Here is a 20,908-nt window from a genome sequence, read left to right on the forward strand (position 1 = left end):
TATTTAATGAAATTTGGATAATACTTCCCCTATCGCCTATTTAATTAGGCGATAAGCGTGTTCGAATTTATTTAAATTACATGCCTGCGTTTAAAGTAATAATGCCGACAATAATTGGACCCCATAGGGTAAGCAGTACATTAGCCACTGCATAAGTCACAGTGAATGAGAATACTGGCGTTGCGTTGCCTGTTTTTTCCATTAAAGCCGCGAATGCTGGGTTAGCACTTCGTCCACCTGTAACACAACCTAGTGCTTCAACTGGGTTCTTAATCTTCAATACAAAGTATGAGAAGAAGAACGAAATAATCTGAGGGATAATCGTTACACCCATGCCAAGGAACAACAGAGACATACCGTGTTCTTTGATGGTGTCGACCGCTTGAGGGCCAGCCTCAAGGCCAACAATGCCTACAAATGCTGCCAAACCGAAATCTCGAATAAAGTTCGCGGCACCCATAGGAAACTGAGCAACATGCGGATTGCGGCTACGCAACCAACCGACGATCAAACCTGAGATCAAACAACCTGCACCAGAACCGATAGTGACGGGAATACCAGCAATCTTAAAACTGATTAGACCAATTAATAGGCCCACCACCATGCCCATACCAAGCACGACTAAGTCAGTCACGTTTGCTGAGCCCATTCGCTGACCAATGTTTTTCTCAACGCGATTGATATCTTTTGCGGTACCTGTAAGCTGGATGACGTCGTTTTTCTTCACCACAAGATCCGGCGTCATTTCAATTGAGTTGCCTTCACGAATATAGTCTGTCACATAAATACCGCGCATAGAGCCTTGGTTCGAAGCCTCTTTAATCTCTTGCAGCGACTTACCAATCAGTTTGCGGTTGTCTGCGATCAGTTGACGGTTTTCTTCAATAACTTCATAGCCTTCTGGAAGTGCAATCTCGTTGTCAGCCAAACCATCTTGCAGCTGATGTACCGCATTACGACGACCTGTTACAACAATGACATCCCCTTCTTTCAGGGCTGTGAATTTGTCCACGTCTAGCACTTTGCCATCGCGTTGAATCAATTCAATACAAGCAGCCAGAGCGTGTTGGTTTAACTGAGCTAAGGTTTTGCCTGCTAGCCCACCATCTTTGCTCACTTTAAATGCTCGTGTAACCAGCGCTGTGACAGCGTTGAACTCACCCGGCGCTAAATCACGCTTACCATTTGAATTTTTCTCTTCTAGAGCAATCGCTTCTGCTCGGATATCCCACTTCATCAGTGTTGGGAATACCCATGTCACCATCAGAATTGGACCAAGCGAACCAAAGATGTACGTAACTGCGTAGCCTACTGCGACATTGGTCTGCATTAGGTGCTTAGCTTCTTCTGTCACACCCCCAAGACGTGCGATCGCATCACCCGCTGTACCGATGATTGCCGATTGAGTCAAACCACCAGCTGCAAGGCCTGCTGCCGTACCTCTGTCTAGATCAAACATCCAAGCAGCTGCTAGTACACAAAGCAGGCCAGAAACCGTCATCACTACAGCGGAAAGTAGAATGTTGATGGTTTTAAAGTTCAGTGCTTTGAAGAACTGTGCACCACCTTGATACCCTACTGCGTAAATAAAGAGCGCAAAGAAAATGCTTTTTACGCCGGGATCAATATGAACACCAAATTGCCCAATAATTACACCCATTAATAATGTTCCGGCAACACCGCCAAGAACAAATCGACCAATGGTAATTTTACCAACCATATAACCGAGAGAGAGCGTAATAAAGAGAGCAACAAATGGTGCCATGTCAAAAAGGTTAGAAATAATTTCCATGACAATTTTACTCTTACTAATAAATATAAAACTCAAATAATCTAACGAATAATCTTTCACTCATATTTGTTGGATTATTTAATTTAAAAAGCATCTCGTTTGCTTCGAAGCGAATATTAGAAACAAAACCTCACAACTCGTAATCCCATTTGAAGGACGAAACCATCACTTCGCATATTCAAAAGCAAACATTGAACAATAATTGTCGAAAATTTAACAACTTAGTGGTCTGAAATGAACATAGAATAAATTGGAAAATAAATTTATTTTTATTTTCACTGTCCAAAAAGCTACTTTGCTGCGCGATTCCCTCTATATAGCGCATAGCACCTTTCGTTTGATGGATTAGATCCTGCAAAAGCGATTATCACTGATGCCATCACTTGCCTTATCTTTACATTCATCAAGTTAATAGAGAAAAACACCATGAACTCAATGCCACATGAACTTGTGTGGGGCGAAGTTTACTTCCCTCCCTTGTTGCTGGTTATTGCATTGGCTTACATGCTCACCATTTTGGTTGGAACCGTTGCAACAAAACTGGGACTCCACAAATACGTTGCATTTCCCGCGCTCGCTGAGCTAAGCCTAATTGTGATTTTTACTGGCGTTATTGGTCGATTCATTACCATATTTTGAGGCAAATTCCGTGATAAAACGTTATCTCATCACACTGCTACTACTGTGTTCAGCTGGCACCGTGATTTTCAGCTACTACCAATCATACTCTGACACCCCTTGGACTAGAGATGGCCAAGTTAGCGCGCACATCGTTTCTATAACCCCCCGCGTAACAGGACAAATCATCCAAGTCTACGTCGAAGACAATTCGCAAGTGAAACAAGGCGATTTGCTGTTTGAGATTGACCCAAGCATCTATAAAGCGGCGTACCACAAAGCGCTAGCAGCTCAAAAGCAAGCCATTGCATTACTAGCAAAGGCCAAAAATGAAGAGCAGCGAGCACTTAAGTTAGAAAAGCGCACACCTGGCGCTGTACCTGTACTGACATTGAATAACCTAGACAATGCGGTGGAGACAGCCGTTGCCAACGTAGAACTCGCGAAAGCCAATGTTGAAGAAGCCAAGCTAAACCTTGATTACACAAAAGTTTATGCGCCAACGAATGGTTATATCACTAATTTGAACTTACGCGTCGGCTCTCAAGTCGTCGCTAACTCCCCAGTCGTGGCTTTAATTGATGAAGACAGCTTTTGGATCGAAGGATATTTCAAAGAAACGGATTTAGTTGGCGTTGATCCACAAGATAAAGCCTACGTGACCTTAATGATGCACAATGAAGCTGTGCTGGAAGGCAAAATCAAAAGCATTGGCTACGGCATTGCGAAGCAAGATGGTAGTACTGGTAACGATCTTTTGCCCAATGTGAACCCTAACTTTCAGTGGATACGCTTAGCTCAACGCATTCCAATTAAAGTTAAATTAGATCACTTACCGAAAGATTTTCAACTACGTGTTGGTATGACGGCCTCTATCAAAATCATCAAACAATAATGTGGTGGAATGTATGTTTAATGCCTCAACCAAAGAAGCAATCAAAGCTGCGCTGTCTATCGTTATCGCGATCTGCCTTGCCTTATGGTTTCAATGGGAGAAACCGTATTGGGCAGCGATCGCAGTCGCGGTAATGGCATTAAATGAAAGCTTCGCTCACTCAATAAACAAAGGTCATAATCGCTTATTAGGAACCCTCCTTGGCATCGGTTATGCCTTTTTCCTCATCACGACGTTTTCTCAAGATCGCTTTTTGTTTCTCACCTTCTTCACCTTGTTTTTAGGTGCGTGCATTTTTATGTCGAGCGACGAAAAGTATGGTTATGTGTTCTCTATCGGTTTTGCTGTGTGCTCCATCATCGCATGTATGGGAGGATTTGATAGTCAAGCAACGTTCCACTTCGCTGTTCTTCGTATGCAAGAGACGATTCTTGGTGTGATCACGTTTTCTGTTGTGTACCGATTAGTCTGGCCAGTCAGTACAGAACAAAACTTCATTCAACGTTTTGAGGCCAGCAGAGAGGCGATGCTTAACGCTATGAAATCGCCCAATGATATAGATATTGAAGCTCTTGAGACCAACACCGCCAACATAGAAAAGTTATTCCAACTGGTCGGCTTACCACTTACTGGCAGCTACCACTTGAAAGAACATCGTCAGCTATGGCGTGCGCGTTTAAATGAGATGGCACAAATCCAAGACCGATTGCTAGAACAAGCAGATAAATCGCAAAGTCGTGAGATCGATTGGCCAACGCTAACGCAGCAACTTCAAAGCTTTGATATTAAAAATCCAAGTACGTCGCTCATTGGTCACGTTGCTTATGTTATGCAAAGAGAGAAAAACACGGTTTGGCATCACGAGCATCGGACCTTCATCCAGCATTTGAATGAAGACGGCAGAAAGGTACTGCAAGGTGTCTCCATGTTCGTAACGTCACTGCTGATCTGGATTTACCTTCCTGTGCCCGGAGGTTTCATTTTTCCGATGCTAGCAGGCGTGTTCTCTTCAATCGTTCCTACTATGCCACCAAGCATTATTAAAGATGCATTTTTTGGTGTGATAGGCACTGGCACGGTGATTCTATTGCAATACATTTTCCTAATGCCAATGATGACCGAGCTTTGGCAGCTTGGGCTATTCTACTTCATCAACATCATCGTGATTTGGAAGGTATTTTCCACACCAAAGCTGATGGTACACAGAATTCTAGGTATTAACTTATTGGTTGTCTTGACATCAGGAGCGCTCAATTTAACCCCAGCGTATCGAATTGAAACGCCCTTGCTGATGCTGGTAAACATTATGACTATTTTGATGATTGCCAAGTTGTTTACTGATCTGTTCCGTGTTCGCGTCACGGCCTAAGCGTCACCTCCGTTCTTGAAACTAAAGCCCCGCATTGCTTTTGCTCTGCGGGGCTTTTTGCTTTGTTCACTGCCCTATTCCTGCCTCACCCATAAAGCGAGGATAGTATCCATCAAAAGCGATTAACGGAATCTCTCTTCACCTCATAAAATCCTCTCATTGATTCACGAAATGCAATCGAAAACTCTGCATTCACAACGTCAATCACAGCAAACACATCTATCTAACTGAACAAGAAGTTCAGTGACACATTAACTGTCTGAGTCTCGAAGGTTTGAGGCTATTCAGAGTGGAAACTGTCATGAGTTTTTTTGAATTACGCGCCGGCAAGACGTCTTCTCTTACTGTGCTCGCGAGCGCACTAATGCTTACTACCCCCACTTTTGGCTTCGCCGCTGAAGAGACGACGACCTACAACGAAGTAATCGAGCAAGGCCGAGCACTGTTCGACAAATACGGTATCAGTCATGATTTACCAAAACTGGCCATCAGCTCTCTAGTTCAAGGCGAGCATTTGGTCGAGCATGCCCACCGAAGTGTTAAAATCGGTGATAGCGTTCGCGATTCGTCCGTCTACTTGGTTAAGAACACCGATAACAAAGGCAACATTGATCTGCGTATCAAGTACAACCCTGAACAACTCGATGAAAATGAAAAAGTACTTGATGAGATCGAAGCTTTCACACGAACAGAATACCGCCTTCGAAACTACGCGGAGAGTTTTGATCCGTCATCAGTAAGAGCCAAAGAGGATCAGAATGGTAATGTGATCATCAGTTTTAATTACTCAAAATACGGTCTTCCTCAAGATATCGCCTACTTTCGCTTTTTAAGCGTTGATATTGAGTTGGTTAATGGTGAACCGAAACGTATGGTCATTACCAACGATAAACCGTTCACACATCACAACTACCAAGTGGATTCTTACGATCAAGAGATCCTCTTCCAGAAATTAACATCAGGCAAAATTGCGATTGCCAGTAAAAACACCAAGATAGTTGGTTCAAAGAAAAATAAACCCCTCGAAATGATGAGCAGCGTAAAACCGGTAGCGATTTATGAAGATAAGCTTGGCGTGCAAGTACTAGACGAAAAACGCTTGAATGAGGTCTCTGATCCACGCATGCAAGAAGCCAGTGTTAAGCTAGACCGAGTTTTTCCTTTAATGGGTGATATGGTTCGTCGTCAAGGTATCGATTTGCCTCTGCCGTTTGGTGTGTCGCTAGCGTATCGAAATCAAGATATGAATATTCCATTTAATGATTTCACGATTGAAGGCATCGGCCTTAATGAACTGTTTGATCCAGAAGACAGTGTCGGCATCGTCAGTGCTGAGAGCATGACGCTTCGTGGCGATGTAAACATCCTGCCATTTTGGAATGTATTTGGTTACATCGGAAAAGTTAATGTCGATGCCAATGTTGATGCCGCCTACACGGGTGAAGGTGGCCAGTACATAAAAGATAAGCTGAACGATAAACTGCCAGGATTAGGTGATAAGTTTTGCGATGGTTTATCTGCACTTTGTAGTCGCGGACGCTTAGACGTGCCGCTGCATTTGGAATATGACCTTCGTGGTATAGGTACAACCCTTTCGGTTGGCTATAAAGAATTCTTTGCTTCTGTCACTGGTACCTATTCGCAAACTCGCTTAAAGGGCTTAGATGATTGGGGCGATGGTATTGTTACTGTACAGCCGATGTTGGGTTATCAACTTGTCGATTATCGCACGCAGTTCTTTGTCGGAGCAGAATATCAAGGACTGGACGCTCGAATGGACGGGCATGTAAAAAGTGGTGATATCGAATTCGATTACGACATTGGTGTAGATCTTAATCAATGGGCGTTTTTGACTGGTTTCAATAAGCAAATCGGCAAAAACTACAACCTGACCTTTCTCTATAACAAAGGGGAAACTCGAGAGTCAGTAACCTTAAATCTTGGTTACCGTTTCTAGCTCTCATAAAGAGCCGGCCCCTAGACGATGGTAGGACTGCATCCTACAAAGGCGATTACTGAAACTGTCGCCGATGTCCTACCATTTGAGCCATCAATACAACAAGCCATCCAACCATTCACGGATTAATGCCAAAGCGTCAGGACGTCGCTTGTTAGATGCCGTTTAACATTTTCGGTGTACGCACCAAATGACTTTTTGGACATAACAATGACTTTACTCAATCGCTCAACTTTAGCCATTACCATCACTCTTGCCTTAGCAGCTTGCAGTGATGACTCTGGTAAACCTAGCGTTCCTAACGGCCCGAAGCCACTACAACCCTTACCACCAGAGCAAATCGCTTTGGAAATTGGCGATGCAACCATTCAAGCGACCAAAGAGTCCCTTGTCATCACGCCTCTTGATGCGGATGAAAAGCTGGCAGCGGTAGAGGCGTTCAAAGGTATCCAATTTGCGCAAGCAGACCGCTTTCAGCACAGCATTGCGGTCCCACTTGAAGGCGATATTGATGCGACTCAGTTCGGTGATGCGTGCCCGCAGTTAAAAACCACGGCACAAACGCAATCAGAAGATTGTTTGAACCTAAACATTTGGCGACCAGCAGGGACAGAAGCGTACGCAGATTTGCCAGTGTATGTCTTTATTCACGGTGGAGACTTTGAATACGGCTCGGGCTCAGAACCGCTGATTCATGGTGATATGGTGGTTGCACAAGGTGCTGACGATGGTAACCCGTTTATTGCAGTTACTTTTAACTATCGCTTGGGCTTGTTGGGCAGTGTTTGGGTCGATGGTTTGGACAACCCAGAGGGCGGTAACTTTGGCCTAGGCGATCAAAAACACGCGCTTGAATGGGTTCAACAAAACATAGAGGCATTCGGCGGCAATCCGCAAAACGTGACACTCATGGGTCAAGGTGCGGGTGCCATGTCGGTGGGAATTTTACAGCAATCAAAAGGCGATGCTGCAATCGCAGGTGAGCACTTTCAACGTGCCATCATGCAAAGCAACGCTTACGGCTTTGAATATAAAAGTTACGATGTTGCCAAGAGCCAAAGACTAGAGCAAAGCGTTGAAGATCTTGCGTTACTACCACTTGAAGAGATCATGAAGGTACAGAGCGAGATGCTTGATCCGATTCAACGTCTTAAGAACTGGGTACTGACCGCCGCGAATATTCCGGTTATCAGTCCAACACGCGACAACAGCCCATTATCTACGTTGATGCCATTTGCGCCTTACATCGAGCATCGCCCACCAGCGTTTCTAGTGAAAGAAGTACCAGGCTATCACTTTACTGAACAAGCGATTGAGAGTGAATGGATCGTACCGACGGTAATTGGCTCAAACAGTGCAGAAAGCAATACTCTGGGCATGCTGCCGAGCCTGACATTTTTGATCCCAACTATTATTGAAATCTTGAGCCAAGAAGCGCCAGAAATCATTGAAAGTGGTGACGAAAACTTAATCGTCGAATACATGGTGGAGTGGCTAGAATCGGAAACGAACTTAAACCGTTTACGCACCGAATATCGTTCATTACTCAGCGATTCAGCTTCGATTGAACTCGATCTTTCTAACTTATTGGAACTGCTGCCTAGCACCGCTTATGAGGCGATGACTAAGTTGTTTTTCGGTTTGGGGAACTCCGATTCAACCACTGAGTTACTTGCTCTGGCTGACTTCTTCCCTAACGATGAAAGCGAACTGAATGGCGCGGTCAAAAACATGCAGCAATTCAAAACCACGTTGCATGATTTGCTCTTCACGGGTCCAAACCGTCATAAGGTTTCAACTGAAGAAACAACAGGAGCAACGCCAAGCTTCTACTACTTTGACTACACACCTGGATTCAACGTATGGACTTACAATACCAAAGGTGAAAATGGCGATCTCGATGTTGGTGATTTACTCAAAAGCATCAGTTGTATTGTGGGCGCTTGTAATGCATCAGAATTACCATTTGTGTTTAACAAGACATTAAAGCTTGATGGTTCAAGTGTTCGTCCAGGTAGCAAAGACAAAGCAATGATGAACAAGCTCTCTCGTATGTGGTTTAGCGAACGTTTATTTGAAGACTTCCAATACAACAGTGCGACTGATCGAGTATTGCTGATCGATAACGATGGCGGTATTCAATCCACACAAGACTGGGACAATGCTCATCACTCAGGCATCGATCCAAAACTGCGCCAAGGTCGCCTCAACGGTCTCGAGGAACTTGGGCTGATTCTTAGCCACATGTAACTTCATCCTCAGCTACTCAAAACTCGTTCCCGAATACCTAAAAGCCAGTTCGCTGGCTTTTTTCATCCTCATTCCTTGAACATAATTAGGAAGGTTTACTCATGTTTCCTAACGCCCTTCGTGCTCTGCTACTCTTTATCTTCGGCGCGCTGTTGGTTGGCTGTGCTCAGCCCTACCCGCAAGTTGAACCGGATTTTGAAGCCAATTGGCAAACTACTCAGCATCAAGCCGAAGTTTACTTAATTCCTACCGCTCCAGAAGCCTTTGCTCGTCGTGTTGAACTGGTAAGAAACGCTCAGCAAAGCATCGATATGACTTACTTTTCTTGGGAGAGTGACACGCTTGGTTTGATGCTACTCAATGAACTCAAGCAAGCAGCAGATCGAGGCGTGCAAGTTCGACTCACTCTCGATGATTTATTGGTGTTTAACGAGAAATGGCTTGCTGATCTCAGCGCTCACGACAACATTCAAATCCGTTTATTCAATCCGTTTGATTCACGTAAGTCAGGTTGGATTGGTCGCGCCGTCAACTTCTCTACTCATCAACAACGTTTGGACAATCGTCTGCACGAGAAGTACTTCAACGTCGACCATCAATGGATGATTCTAGGTGGACGCAACATTGGCGACGACTATTTTGGTTACAGCCGCAAAGCCAACTTCTTTGATATGGATGTCTTGTTCAAAGGCAGCATTATTCGAGCGTTCGACCAGAACTACCAACAACTTTGGGACAGCGAGCATGTCACGCCAATAGAAAACATCGTTAACGTTACCCCAAACTATTCCGCGTTTACTAAAGCGCTTAATAAAGGTGAGAAAGACAAAAGCATCATTCTGGCTGAAGTTGAAAAACAGGTTAAACACCTGACCAGTCCCGACTTCATCGCTGCGCAAATCACCCCCGTTTTCGACTCATTAAACAAGTTAGAAAACAACAAACCCTACTTTAGAAAACGTACAGAACACCAAGTTTGGCAACAAATAACCTCTGCATCCAAAGCAGTGATATCAACGCCTTATGTGGTACCAAGTGATGGTGAATTTGCCTTTATTGATACCTTGATGGAGCAAAAAGCGGACATCACGTTAATGACGAACTCGTCTGCATCTAATGATTCTGGCTTTATTCCGGCTTATTACGAGGAGCACCGCCAAACCTTGTTGGATAAGGGCGTTCATATACTTGAGTACAAAAACCAAGCGAAAAATGATGACCATTACTTCCATGCGGATACTTATTATCACAATAAGACGGTGATACTCGATGATCGGCTGACTTATATCGGCTCATCAAACTTCGACCCAAGATCGGATTTCCTCAATGTGGAATTTGGTGTGTTGGTCCAAAGCGAAGCCTTTGCAGAACATGTCATGCACTACTTAACTCGACAACAAGATGAACTGTTTTGGCGAGTATCTCGAGATGGACAAGGCCAAACTCAGTGGCAATCAATGAATGAGATCCATACTAAGAATCCAAACTATGGTGGATGGCATAAGGCGCCTAATTGGATATTCAAGAAACTGAATGGTGAGTTCGAACTCTAAACAATCAAGACTTAAAAAGGCTCTCTATCTGCAAGGATGAGAGCCTTTTTAATGCACGCTAAAACTGCGTGCCTAGTGAGAAGTGAACGCGGAATTGGTCTCCTTGTGGGGCATCTAAACCATAAGCAAAGTCCACTTTGACAGGCACGTATTTTGAGTTCCATATCAAACTCAACCCTGTTCCACTTTTCCAATCCACCCTTTTGTTGAAGGCATCACCAACATCATAAAATGCCCCAAGCCACAGTTGGCGGTAGACCTGATATTGATATTCCAACCCAGCAGTAAACATGTAACGAGCACCGGTTAAATCGCCATTTTCGTCTCTCGGAGAGATAGACTCATAACCATAACCACGAAGATTGCCGTCACCTCCCGCAAAGAAACGTAATGATGATGGAATATCGCTCAAAGTGTCAGCGACATTAATACCGACATTGGAACGAAAGTGAAACTTGTGTTTTTCACTAATATCCCACGACAGCACACTGTTGCCTTCAATGCGCAGCAAACGAGAATCCGAGAAAAAATTAGGGTCTGAGTATTCCAATGAGTAAACGTGACGGTGCTTTACTTCTAATTGATCGTTCTTGCGATCAAGCAGTGAAAATGTCACCCCCGGTAATAACAACTGTGATTCGTTATTCTCCGACGCTTGTCGATAACTTTCTTGCAAATAACGAACGTGCATGGTGCTTTGCCAATCGCTGTCTAACTGCCAGTGTTTTTCAAACGATAAATCATTAGAAAAACTCGATGTGTCTCGATAGTCGACATGCTTAGATTCAAACTGAATCCCGTAGTAATCCGTTAGAACATTTTGGGTGGGAATTTTGTAACCAAGTAATAGCGATTGTTCCGGTTTGGAAGCGTACGCTTGTGCCTCAAAACTGTGTCCACGTGCGTTATACCAAGGCTTGGTCCAGTTTAGTGAAGCGCGTAATCCCAAGTCTGTCGAATACCCACCGCCGACTTGCACAATATTGCGTGAATTCGGCTCTGCGAGCACTTCTATCGGCACCTTATGACCATCGGATACCTCCTCGAAATCCGCTTTCACAATCACACTGCGAAACCAATCAGTACTGGAGAGGTCGGCCTGATATTGACTCAATTTCACAGTGTCAAAATCGTCGCCCCACTCAAATGTTCTCATCGCTTCTATTCGAGCCGTTTCGATACCCGACGTAAGAACAGAGAGCTCTCCAAATTGGTAACGAGAACCACTAGAGAAATGCAGATTCACATGGGCTTGATTCAAACTTGGAATGACTTCCAAAGACGATTCGATAAAACGTCCATCTAAATAACCTTTTTGCTGAGCCAATGAAATCAAGTTTCGCTTTAGCGTGTCGTACTCAGAATGAAGCAACGGTTGCCCTTGTTTAAGTTGAGCTTGATTGATTAGTTCGATGAAATCCTGATCGTTACTGGCCTCTCCCGACACAGCAATATTAGATTTTTTGACCAACATCACCTCCCCCGCGTCAACCTCAAGCGTGATGAGATCATTCTCTGATCTCTGAACATTGAGCTCGGAATGATAGTAGCCATAAGGGTTTAACGCATTATTAACCATCTGCGTTAGTCGATTTGAGTTAATGTTTGAAACAGAGAGTTTCGTTAGTGGTGTAAGGTGACTTTCAAGATTTTTCTCTAATATTGGTGTTAGCCCTTTGATTTTAAATTGCGCTCCGAGTGCATGATGTAAAGGCATAGAAGCTAAAACTGATATACCTATTATTTGTTTAATGAGAGGAGACACACCGCTACCTAGTTTAGCAATACACTCGACAAGGTTAATGATGGAATGGCATATCTGTTAATCGCGTTTGTAGGATTGCTCCCTACGAAATCCTCTCGAAAATTCACGTTTCACAAGTAGATTCTTTGAACAATAAGTGGGCTCAAGCTAGGAGGTGGCAAATCATGCGGTCTGAAATAGGTATACTGTTTGCCAAAAATACAAAACCCAACGCTGAATGGATCTCATCAAGCGTTGGGTTACATTGATAATGTGTTTTTTAATCTAAAAAGCGGTCTGTTTGTAAAACTAGATCGAAGAACAGTTTCCTTTTTCTGCCATGTCGACTTTTAGTACTTCTGCTTTACCTTTGCTTTCGTCTACGAGTTCTACGCCCGCACCACCAACAAATACACCCATTTTAATGTATTGATTAACGAAATAATTACGGCCCTCTTCCGTTAAGATAGTTAAGTGATTTTCAGAAAACTCAGACTCTGTACTTACTTGATGTTCTTTATTGCCTTCGACCTCATGGTAGAAGAATACACCAGGAGCGGTTTCACCAATACATTCCCCATCGACGTAAACATACTTTTTAAGCGCTGCTCCGACAAAAGCATCTTCTCGGTAAATGTAAATCCCTGCGTTCCCCTTTTGAGGTGCTTCAAATGATTTCATTTGATTTGATACTGTCGAATCAACAGTAGGAACAGAAGCACAACCTGACAAACCCAAAAGGAATGCGGAACACAGAATTACTTTATTTTTCATGTTATTAACCTAGCTACGATAAAATCGCGCCAACCATACTATAAATAAATACGTTCACTTATTGGTATTTTTGAAATTTGTGATTCAAACTATGCAATAGCACTCATTTAGCGTATAGATTGAGCAAACATTAGCCATATAATAATCACGAGAATAAAATGCCCTGTATCTAACGATCACTAAATGCCACTTTACTCGCTAGACTGATAAGTAGAATACCTGAAATACCTTCAAGAGTTCTTGAATAACGCTGAGAGTGTGGACGACTAAATACCCAATTACCCACAGAGGCGTACAAAACGTTACATGTCGTCGCAAGTACGCTGAACAGCAAGCCAAGTACTAATAATTGCATTGATGTTGAGCTTGCAGACGTATCAATAAATTGAGGCAGAAACGAGAGAAAGAATAGCGCTACTTTTGGATTCAAGACGCTGACGATAACCCCCTGAACAAACACATTTCTATTATTATCAACATTTTTGTTTTCAACGATTTTACTTTCTCCACACCACATAGACAGTAATGACTGAACACCTAAATAAACTAGGTAAGCGGCCCCTAACCATTTAACAACGCTAAAAGCCAAAGATGAACTCAGAATTATTGCTGACAAACCTAAACATGCCGCTAGTGTATGAAAAAAGTAACCAACACCAAGCCCCAGAGCCGCTTTCAGCCCAGCAGATAATTTACCTTTCATTGTATTGGAAACAATATAAATTACATCAGGTCCAGGAATCATGTTGATAGCGAGACAAGCGACAACAAATAATAATAGTGAGTTTGAATCCATTCTTTTCTCCAAATTAACGTCTTGCGGGATAACATTTCATCGAACTACAAGTAATGCAACGTCCAGGTTTCAATTGGTTATATTTAGTATTAACAACACGTTACTAATACTACAGCACTGCGCGAAGAGCACAATCATGAACAGTGATACGAATTAAATTATGGGCCTTTGTTAGCCCTTTGAATGATAATATTTAGCATCGTTTGGTTGTAAGCTTTTTCTAGCCAGCAGCTCTTATGGAAGTTAACATATCGGCTACTTAGTATACTTAACAGGCCGTCAAATCAGATAGATTATCTATTCTTATTTCTTCAAGCCTTTTGTGCTTCATTTTCCTGCCTCACTAAGCAGCAACTTAATACTTGCTACACCAAAAAATAACGCGAATACGCCTTCAAAAACTGCTTTGGATCTGAGATAGGTTTGTCTGACCTTTTTATGCGCGAAAAGAAAAGCATAGCCAAAGAAAACCAAAGCACTAACCAGCCCCACAACAAAAATGACCGACAACAATTCCAACGGACTGGCCGTAGGAGGAACCCCTATCGAATAAAGCGCACCGAAAAACAGAATAGCCTTTGGGTTAGTTAAGTGAATTAACACTCCGGTTAAGTAGTTACCCTTCTTTGTCGTTACGTATGTTTTGGGTAACTTTAGCTGCTCGATGTTGCAGGCAGAATGTACGGACTTTAAAGCCAAATATAAAAGATAAAATGCCCCACAATATCTAAGAATTTCAAAAAGCCAAACATTGCTATAGAGTATGGTTGCGAGACCAAAAGCGGCTGAGGTTGACCAAAATAAAGACCCCGTTAAAACACCTGCAGCCAAATACCCACCAAAGCGTCGACCGTGGTTCATTGACGTGCCTGCTATCGCAAGAGTGGCAGGTCCAGGGCTAGCGATGGCAGCGATAGCTGATACGACAATCAGTGAATAATTTATCTCTTCCATTTTTACTCTAAGCCTCCAAATGGAGTTTTATCAACACTTTCGCGGAATACTCTATTGAACGTACATCAGAAGCGTAATACTGATTAAAACACCAAGTGTCACGAATCGAGTTGAGATTATTTGGTATTTTACTGCTCCAAAATAACATCAAATCCGCCATAAATGAGACGCTTTCCATCAAAGGGCATTGGGTTATTGTCTGGACTCATTCGAGGATCACCCATGATCCGCAGCCACCCTGAGTCTCGAACTTCTTTTGAAGGCCAGACTACCCACGAAAACACAACGGTTTCGTTGCTTTCAGCGTTAACTGCCATGGGAAATGATGTGATCTCACCATCTGGTACTTCACTCCCCCACGTCTCAACAACCTTTAAGGCCCCAAACTCCCTGAACATTTCTGCTGCTATTTTTGCGTGTGCGATATACTTTTCTTTATTCGCTGTCGGCACTGCAGCGACAAACCCATCAATGTATGACATAAGTAAACTCCTTTCATTGGAGTTATAACCATAGCTCAATAAAAAGAATGCACATGATGCCAAACCATAGAAGCAGGTACGTAATACAGCTTGAGAGCTACATTCCTAGCTTGGACTTTATATGCATATTTGAAAGGTATGTGTTTGGATCAAGCTTGGTTAGCATATTTATAATCTCCAAAACACTCGAATACTCAATACGTTCCTCTTCAGCATGCCCGATCCCACCTATTGTAAAGTGAGTAAAGCGGTAATCACGATAAACGTTTTGCAGCTGGCTAGAAATATCTTTGAGTAATCTTTTACTGAGGGTGAATGCAGGGTATTCACTACTTTCTGAAAGCTCGGCTGTAGATCCAATAGATACAATATTGCATTTATCGTTAAGTGAACCTAAAGCGTTAAGTTCATTGACTAGATTAAGATACCCAATCGGACCAACATTCATAAACTCAATCAGTTCGTTTGTTGTCAATTCTGAAGACTCTCCCCACATGGACGCCAAATAAACTATGATGTCAAACTCTACACCTTTGAAGCACGTGTAATCTGGTTTTTTATCGGGATCAACGTCAATACAAACAGAAACTACTCCATCCTCAACTAGCTTTGATCTAGAAATCGTATAAATTTCTGTACCCTGTAAGTTCGTAGCCAAGAACCTTCCTAGCCCCTTACTACCTCCAACAATTAAAATCTGCATAACCCCGTTCCTTCGTTAAGGTTGTCTTTCATATTATCCGCCAAACTGTGCATTAGGCATCACTTTAACGTTTCTGTTGTTTGCTTCTAGCCCTACTTAGTTCTATCTTCAATTTCATCGAATGGTTCAACTGAAATACGCTCTGCAATTTCACTCATCTTCTTCATTTTTTCTGGGTTACTAGTTCCCCAAAACCGCTCCCAGTCTTCACGTGTTCGCCACTTGGCAATAGTTAAAACCTTTTCCGGTACATCGTAAGAACGAAGCATAAAACTACCAAGCGCCCCATCTACTGACTGATGAATTGAATCTGTCGTCGAACGCCATATATTTTGAAACTCATCCATTTTTTCACTTGGCACACGCCATTCATACACAACTCTAAACATAACACTTCCATTAAAATTTCTAGATTTAATACGGCAAAGTATCAAGAACACTAAGCCAGGTTAATAGATGAATAAAGCAACATAGCAGAGCGTAGAGCAACCTAAAAAACAAAGCGTAAACGCTCTAAATCACTCCGATTCGATTAGTCATGCACACATTCAAAGATTTCGTATTGACGTTTAACATTGGCTGTTACTTTTCCCCAATGTGAGGCTTGAACTCTTTCCTGATGTTGCTTAAAAGAGGCTTTGTCGACGAACTCCTCATAGACATCAAAACGAAAAGGATTAGTCGAGCTTTGAGTCACAAGAAAAGTAAGGCAGCCCGGCTCTTCTAACGTGAGCCTTTTGTGAATTATTAACTCATGTTTTACTAATTCTAGATCCTTTTCCGGAACTAAAATAAAGCCTTTCAATGTAACTTTCGACATATCATCCTCCCGCCCCTATCGTGTAGCGTTTTGTTAAGAAGTAGCCAACACGCCCTCAATCTCAACCATCATATCTCAAATGTGAATCTCACCATGAATTAAATGCCACGTGTTAGGAATCTATTTCTAATGCCCTATCGACCTACGAGCATAAGGTTATCTCTACCCTTTCTTTGTCTTTACCGATGTTCTTGCGTTTTAATTGAATTTGGCCGACTTCTGATGTGCGCTTTAAGTGAGTGCCACCGCAAGGCACTTGCGCAAACCCATCCACTCTCCAATACCTTCTTTCACTCTCTTGATCGGAAAAGTCACTAATAATAACTGAATCAGAGTTAATCAAAGCTTGCACATCAGTTTCAATTTCTTTCAATAGCGGGCCAATACTTTCAGACCACTCAAAATCTATGCGACTCTTATTTTCAGAAATATGCGCACCTATCTTAACAATGCCTTCCCGACGCTGATAAAACATCTCAAGCACCACTTCAGCCGCAAAGTGTAGCTTCATTAAGGCGTATCTACGCTTCCAATCAATATTCGTAGTTACAATGTCACCAAGAGTAAAATTTGGAGAGGATTCCAATGTGTAAATAAGTCGAACACCTAGCTTTTGAGCAATCAAAACCGGAATACCATTAATCGTTCCTTTATCACTCTCTTGGCCTCCAGACTCTGCAAAGAAGATAGTCTGGTCCAATTCAACCTTATTTCCGTCTACATTGGTCACTCTTGAGTTAAGTTCTGTTTGGTAGGGATTAACCCAAAATAATTTCTCGCTCATGCTGCTATCCTTGCAGTAAGTCCTATCCTTGATAGTACATTCAGTGACCACCAAGTCAATTCAAGAAACCTCACCGTCAAATGTAAGGCTGTGTATAGAGCACGAGCAGGCTAGACCTATTAGATGCGTTTAAGGCCGGATACTAAACGCTGTCTAGGGGTTTAGCTAACAACCCGTAAATTGCGGAATCTGAGACTACTCCATTCACTTCCCAACGCTGCCTTAGGAAACCTTCCTTTATAAAACCTAACCGTTCCAAGACTTTACCTGAAGAAGTATTGTCTGGATCTATCTCAGCCTCGATTCGACGTAGATTCAGTGTTTTGAATGCGTGTTCGATTAATGCAGTTCCCGCCTCTAATACCATGCCTTTACCCCAGAAATGACGACTAACGCCAAAGCCAATTTCTGCGCGCCTAGACTCTTTCACGTGATTAAACAGCATTATCTTACCCAGAAGTTGGCCATTGCTCTTTAGGAAGATGCCTAGTGTCACTTCTGTATTGCTATTCATGGCCTGTGTACTCTTGGCTATAAATGTCCGCGCTTCTTCAATTGAAACCCAAGGGCCAGAGTTCCAATATTTCATGACCTCATGGTCTGAGAAGATGTCAAACAATTCGCTTGCATCATCTTCAACTAGCTCTCTTAGAATTAATCGTTCCGTTTCAATCTTTGTTACTAACATTTTGGGGTCAGCCTTTTGGTTTGTTATTGGTGACGAAAATCCAATAAAAGTGTGAGACACGTAATACAAATGATTTCGTATGAGACTTTTAAACAAGCTCAACGCACGACAAAAGCGCCACGTGTAACGACTCTATATTGAAGCAAATTTTAGACATTCAAGTGCGTCAACAAGTAACCGTTGAACGCATCAAAGCTTGGGGTGAGTTGATCACAAGTCCTAAACTCAGGCTCAAAATAGTCCATATACTTTATTATCACTTAGTGACGATTTCCTTCAGTACTCTGGCTGGGTTGCCACCAACAACGACATTGTCTCTAAAACTCTTTGTAACGACTGCGCCAGAGGCTACCACCACGTTGTTCCCAAGTGTTACGCCAGGGTTGATTACGGCATGGCCACCTATCCAACAATTGTCACCAATGTTTATGGGCTTTGCTAGCTCTAAACCACTGTTCCTCTCGATAGGATCTAAGGGATGAGTCGCAGTATAAATGCCAACTTGAGGCCCAAGTAAACAGTTATCACCAAACTTAACTTCCGCAACATCCAAAATCACACAACCAAAATTAGCGTAAAAATTATCTCCAACGTGAATGTTGGATCCGTAGTCGCAATTGAAAGAAGATTCAACATGAATATCGTCCCCTGTTGTGCCGAACAAGCGCTTAGTTATTTGAACTCGCTTTTGTTTATGCTCAACAGACGTGGCATTCAATTTTTCAGTTAGTAACCTAGCGCTCAACCTTAACTTTAATAACTCTTCATCACTTGGGTCATAAAGCTCACCTGCTAACATTTTCTCTTTTTCTGACATAAAACTTGGACTCCAATACCAATTTTCTTACAACGCTACATTAAGTATGTGAGTAACGCTACCTCCTAAGCGAGGCTGTTCCACCACGAAAACAAAGCCCGACTTGAACGCAAGTCCTCAGCGCTATCAATTTTTTCAACAAACTAGTGCACTACCACCACCGTTCTCACCAACTTATCACCGAGCCGTTGCCTCTTTTTACCAAGAATGAAAATTGAGTCAATAAAACCTAAGAATGGAGTAATAACATTTCGAAAGAGCGACTGAAAAATATTGCACTTTTTACCCGTTCTTGCACTGATAACTGCAATGCCCAAAAGTTTTTTACCCACACTTTGACCATTTGGTAAACAATCAGAAAAAAGGTAATACGATACAGTCGCAGTTACTGCTATAGCGCGCACAAGCTCTTTTTCAATACCGATTTCTAAGCCGCCCCATAAAACGAGAGTAAAAATGCTAAAACTGACAAAAAGATCAATCATTTGTCCAACACACCTAACTCCCGGACTAGCCAAAACGTAATTTTCTAGAGTAAATTTTCCTGCATTTTTCATTTTAAAATTTGGACTAACAATTGTTTATTTGTGAACTAACGCTATTGAGACAGTAACATCCCCACTAAACCTAATCCATACTTCCGCATAGTACGGTCGAACCTGATTTTTCTATCTTTTCAATATATTACCACGCTCGTTCTAAAGGCTAGATTGGTAATACTTCAACATCTCTTCTTGATTAAGCGCTTTACTTTCTAACTTTTGTTGATCTTTAAAGATTTGAGCTAATGAAGGGAGAATTGAGCGATTTACTTTATAGTCATCAGACCAAAGTTTCCCTCTCATCACCGCTTTCGCACAATGAAAGTACATACTCTCTATGACTATTTTGATAACAACCTTAGGATCTTTACTTCCATCGGGGCAAGCAGATATCAAGTTGGAGTCGGTGTGAATACTTGCGATTCCTTTAATACGGAGCACTTCATCAATACCATTTACCATCAATAACAACCCTACCTTGGGGTTACTAATGATATTTTTTAGACTATCTATACGATTGTTCCCCGAGCTATCAGGGAGCAATAATGTTGATTCATCTAAAACTTTTACGAAGCCAGGCTCTCCTCCTTTAGGAGAAAGATCGATATACCCTTGTGAATCAACGGTACTTAGAACTGCAAAATGGCAATTATTAATTAATGTAATCGCATGAACATCCAGCACAGGCAGCGCTTTATTTTTAGCTCTCGCACTTGGCTCTGCGTAAATTTCTTTTAACTGCTCTATTGTTTTAACTTCACTCATTCAATGTTATTCCTTCACTATCGTATAATGCTTTGCTTGTAAGCAAGCAGTAACTCTGACTTCTTGTATAGGCACTAGACATAACTCATCGTAAAAATACTACGAGTACAAATGTTCTCTTTAATGCCTTGTTATCTAAAGATTTAAAGTTTTTCACTAAACTCTCCACACTGCTTACACTTATAGCCATGCTTGTAAAAAAACAGTGGAAAACCCAGTAAAATAAAAACTAAGAAAGCTGGGCGTTTACCTTTTGTAAATGCAAATAGATCTTTACTACCACATTTAGGGCAAACGTCTTTTTCTTCATCAACGTCAACTTCATTTCCCAATGATTCTGAGAAATCGCTACTAAGTATTTGTTTCGCATCTTCTGCATCACTTTCGTCCACCATCAGACGGACGCCGCCAATTGCATTTGAATAAAGCCACTGAGTATTTACCGTGTGCTCGTCAGCGATGTAACTTTCTATTCCGACACTATCTAGGCTTGCTCTCGCAATATGAGCTTCATGAGGAAAAGAAAACCTTGCTACTACAATCACATATTACTCCTTGTGGGAAAGCGCTCCCGTAAGGTATAAGAAACGCTAATTGGAAATGCC

General features: G+C 42.3%; 21 protein-coding genes. 6 read left to right on the plus strand and 15 right to left on the minus strand.

Going from position 1 to position 20,908, the window contains the following annotated elements:
- Nucleotides 1-76: 76 nt before the first annotated feature.
- Nucleotides 77-1,792 (minus strand): aspartate-alanine antiporter, encoded by a 1,716-nt coding sequence (gene aspT / locus R7Z10_RS10890; RefSeq protein WP_318104852.1) that lies wholly within the window; start codon nt 1,790-1,792, stop codon nt 77-79.
- A gap of 426 nt (nt 1,793-2,218) precedes the next feature.
- Between aspT and R7Z10_RS10895 the strand changes: the two genes are divergently transcribed.
- The 6 genes from R7Z10_RS10895 (at nt 2,219) to R7Z10_RS10920 (ending at nt 10,434) form a co-directional block, all read left to right on the plus strand.
- Nucleotides 2,219-2,431: a DUF1656 domain-containing protein gene (locus R7Z10_RS10895; protein ID WP_005377106.1), complete on the plus strand. Its 213-nt coding sequence runs from the start codon at nt 2,219-2,221 to the stop codon at nt 2,429-2,431.
- A 10-nt stretch (nt 2,432-2,441) separates the two neighbouring features.
- The gene (locus R7Z10_RS10900) at nt 2,442-3,305 is read left to right on the plus strand and encodes an HlyD family secretion protein (protein WP_222712645.1); all 864 of its coding nucleotides are present in this window, start codon (nt 2,442-2,444) and stop codon (nt 3,303-3,305) included.
- 13 nt (nt 3,306-3,318) lie between these two features.
- The gene (locus R7Z10_RS10905) at nt 3,319-4,674 is read left to right on the plus strand and encodes an FUSC family protein (RefSeq protein WP_065274594.1); all 1,356 of its coding nucleotides are present in this window, start codon (nt 3,319-3,321) and stop codon (nt 4,672-4,674) included.
- A gap of 301 nt (nt 4,675-4,975) precedes the next feature.
- Complete coding sequence (locus R7Z10_RS10910) at nt 4,976-6,631, plus strand: hypothetical protein (RefSeq protein WP_017821369.1); 1,656 nt, start codon at nt 4,976-4,978, stop codon at nt 6,629-6,631.
- A 210-nt stretch (nt 6,632-6,841) separates the two neighbouring features.
- Nucleotides 6,842-8,881, plus strand: coding sequence for a carboxylesterase family protein (locus tag R7Z10_RS10915; RefSeq protein WP_258474763.1), 2,040 nt, complete (start codon nt 6,842-6,844; stop codon nt 8,879-8,881).
- 101 nt (nt 8,882-8,982) lie between these two features.
- On the plus strand, nt 8,983-10,434 hold the full coding sequence (locus R7Z10_RS10920) for a phospholipase D family protein (RefSeq protein WP_318076483.1): 1,452 nt from the start codon (nt 8,983-8,985) through the stop codon (nt 10,432-10,434).
- A 58-nt stretch (nt 10,435-10,492) separates the two neighbouring features.
- Here R7Z10_RS10920 and R7Z10_RS10925 read toward each other — a convergent pair whose 3' ends face one another.
- The 14 genes from R7Z10_RS10925 to R7Z10_RS10990 form a co-directional block, all read right to left on the minus strand.
- Complete coding sequence (locus R7Z10_RS10925; RefSeq protein ID WP_285335375.1) at nt 10,493-12,151, minus strand: autotransporter assembly complex family protein; 1,659 nt, start codon at nt 12,149-12,151, stop codon at nt 10,493-10,495.
- Between the two features lie 336 nt (nt 12,152-12,487).
- Nucleotides 12,488-12,952: a DUF2846 domain-containing protein gene (locus tag R7Z10_RS10930; RefSeq protein WP_005377099.1), complete on the minus strand. Its 465-nt coding sequence runs from the start codon at nt 12,950-12,952 to the stop codon at nt 12,488-12,490.
- A gap of 169 nt (nt 12,953-13,121) precedes the next feature.
- Complete coding sequence (locus R7Z10_RS10935) at nt 13,122-13,748, minus strand: LysE family translocator (RefSeq protein ID WP_318104855.1); 627 nt, start codon at nt 13,746-13,748, stop codon at nt 13,122-13,124.
- Nucleotides 13,749-14,075: 327 nt separating this feature from the next.
- Nucleotides 14,076-14,702: a LysE family translocator gene (locus tag R7Z10_RS10940; protein ID WP_025768094.1), complete on the minus strand. Its 627-nt coding sequence runs from the start codon at nt 14,700-14,702 to the stop codon at nt 14,076-14,078.
- Between the two features lie 128 nt (nt 14,703-14,830).
- Nucleotides 14,831-15,184 carry a DUF1428 domain-containing protein gene (locus tag R7Z10_RS10945; RefSeq protein WP_005387184.1) on the minus strand — a complete coding sequence of 118 codons (354 nt, stop codon included), beginning with the start codon at nt 15,182-15,184 and terminating at the stop codon, nt 14,831-14,833.
- 97 nt (nt 15,185-15,281) lie between these two features.
- Nucleotides 15,282-15,887, minus strand: a complete 606-nt coding sequence (locus R7Z10_RS10950; RefSeq protein ID WP_262681797.1) for a hypothetical protein — start codon at nt 15,885-15,887, stop codon at nt 15,282-15,284.
- A 92-nt stretch (nt 15,888-15,979) separates the two neighbouring features.
- Nucleotides 15,980-16,276, minus strand: a complete 297-nt coding sequence (locus R7Z10_RS10955) for an antibiotic biosynthesis monooxygenase (RefSeq protein ID WP_025768092.1) — start codon at nt 16,274-16,276, stop codon at nt 15,980-15,982.
- 143 nt (nt 16,277-16,419) lie between these two features.
- On the minus strand, nt 16,420-16,707 hold the full coding sequence (locus R7Z10_RS10960) for a putative quinol monooxygenase (protein WP_042523844.1): 288 nt from the start codon (nt 16,705-16,707) through the stop codon (nt 16,420-16,422).
- Between the two features lie 142 nt (nt 16,708-16,849).
- Entirely contained in the window at nt 16,850-17,491 is a 642-nt protein-coding gene (locus R7Z10_RS10965; RefSeq protein WP_054579575.1) for an alanyl-tRNA editing protein, read from the minus strand.
- Nucleotides 17,492-17,633: 142 nt separating this feature from the next.
- Nucleotides 17,634-18,179: a GNAT family N-acetyltransferase gene (locus tag R7Z10_RS10970; RefSeq protein ID WP_054579576.1), complete on the minus strand. Its 546-nt coding sequence runs from the start codon at nt 18,177-18,179 to the stop codon at nt 17,634-17,636.
- A 256-nt stretch (nt 18,180-18,435) separates the two neighbouring features.
- Nucleotides 18,436-18,996: a sugar O-acetyltransferase gene (locus R7Z10_RS10975; protein WP_005377080.1), complete on the minus strand. Its 561-nt coding sequence runs from the start codon at nt 18,994-18,996 to the stop codon at nt 18,436-18,438.
- 143 nt (nt 18,997-19,139) lie between these two features.
- A complete protein-coding gene (locus R7Z10_RS10980) occupies nt 19,140-19,553 on the minus strand; it encodes an RDD family protein (RefSeq protein ID WP_054579577.1) in 414 nt (137 codons plus the stop codon).
- 141 nt (nt 19,554-19,694) lie between these two features.
- Nucleotides 19,695-20,303 carry a pyridoxamine 5'-phosphate oxidase family protein gene (locus R7Z10_RS10985; RefSeq protein ID WP_054579578.1) on the minus strand — a complete coding sequence of 203 codons (609 nt, stop codon included), beginning with the start codon at nt 20,301-20,303 and terminating at the stop codon, nt 19,695-19,697.
- 143 nt (nt 20,304-20,446) lie between these two features.
- A complete protein-coding gene (locus tag R7Z10_RS10990) occupies nt 20,447-20,848 on the minus strand; it encodes a DUF2007 domain-containing protein (RefSeq protein ID WP_054579579.1) in 402 nt (133 codons plus the stop codon).
- Nucleotides 20,849-20,908: the final 60 nt, after the last annotated feature.

The sequence above is a fragment of the Vibrio sp. Vb1018 genome (assembly GCF_033338775.1).
Taxonomy (GTDB): domain Bacteria; phylum Pseudomonadota; class Gammaproteobacteria; order Enterobacterales; family Vibrionaceae; genus Vibrio; species Vibrio alginolyticus.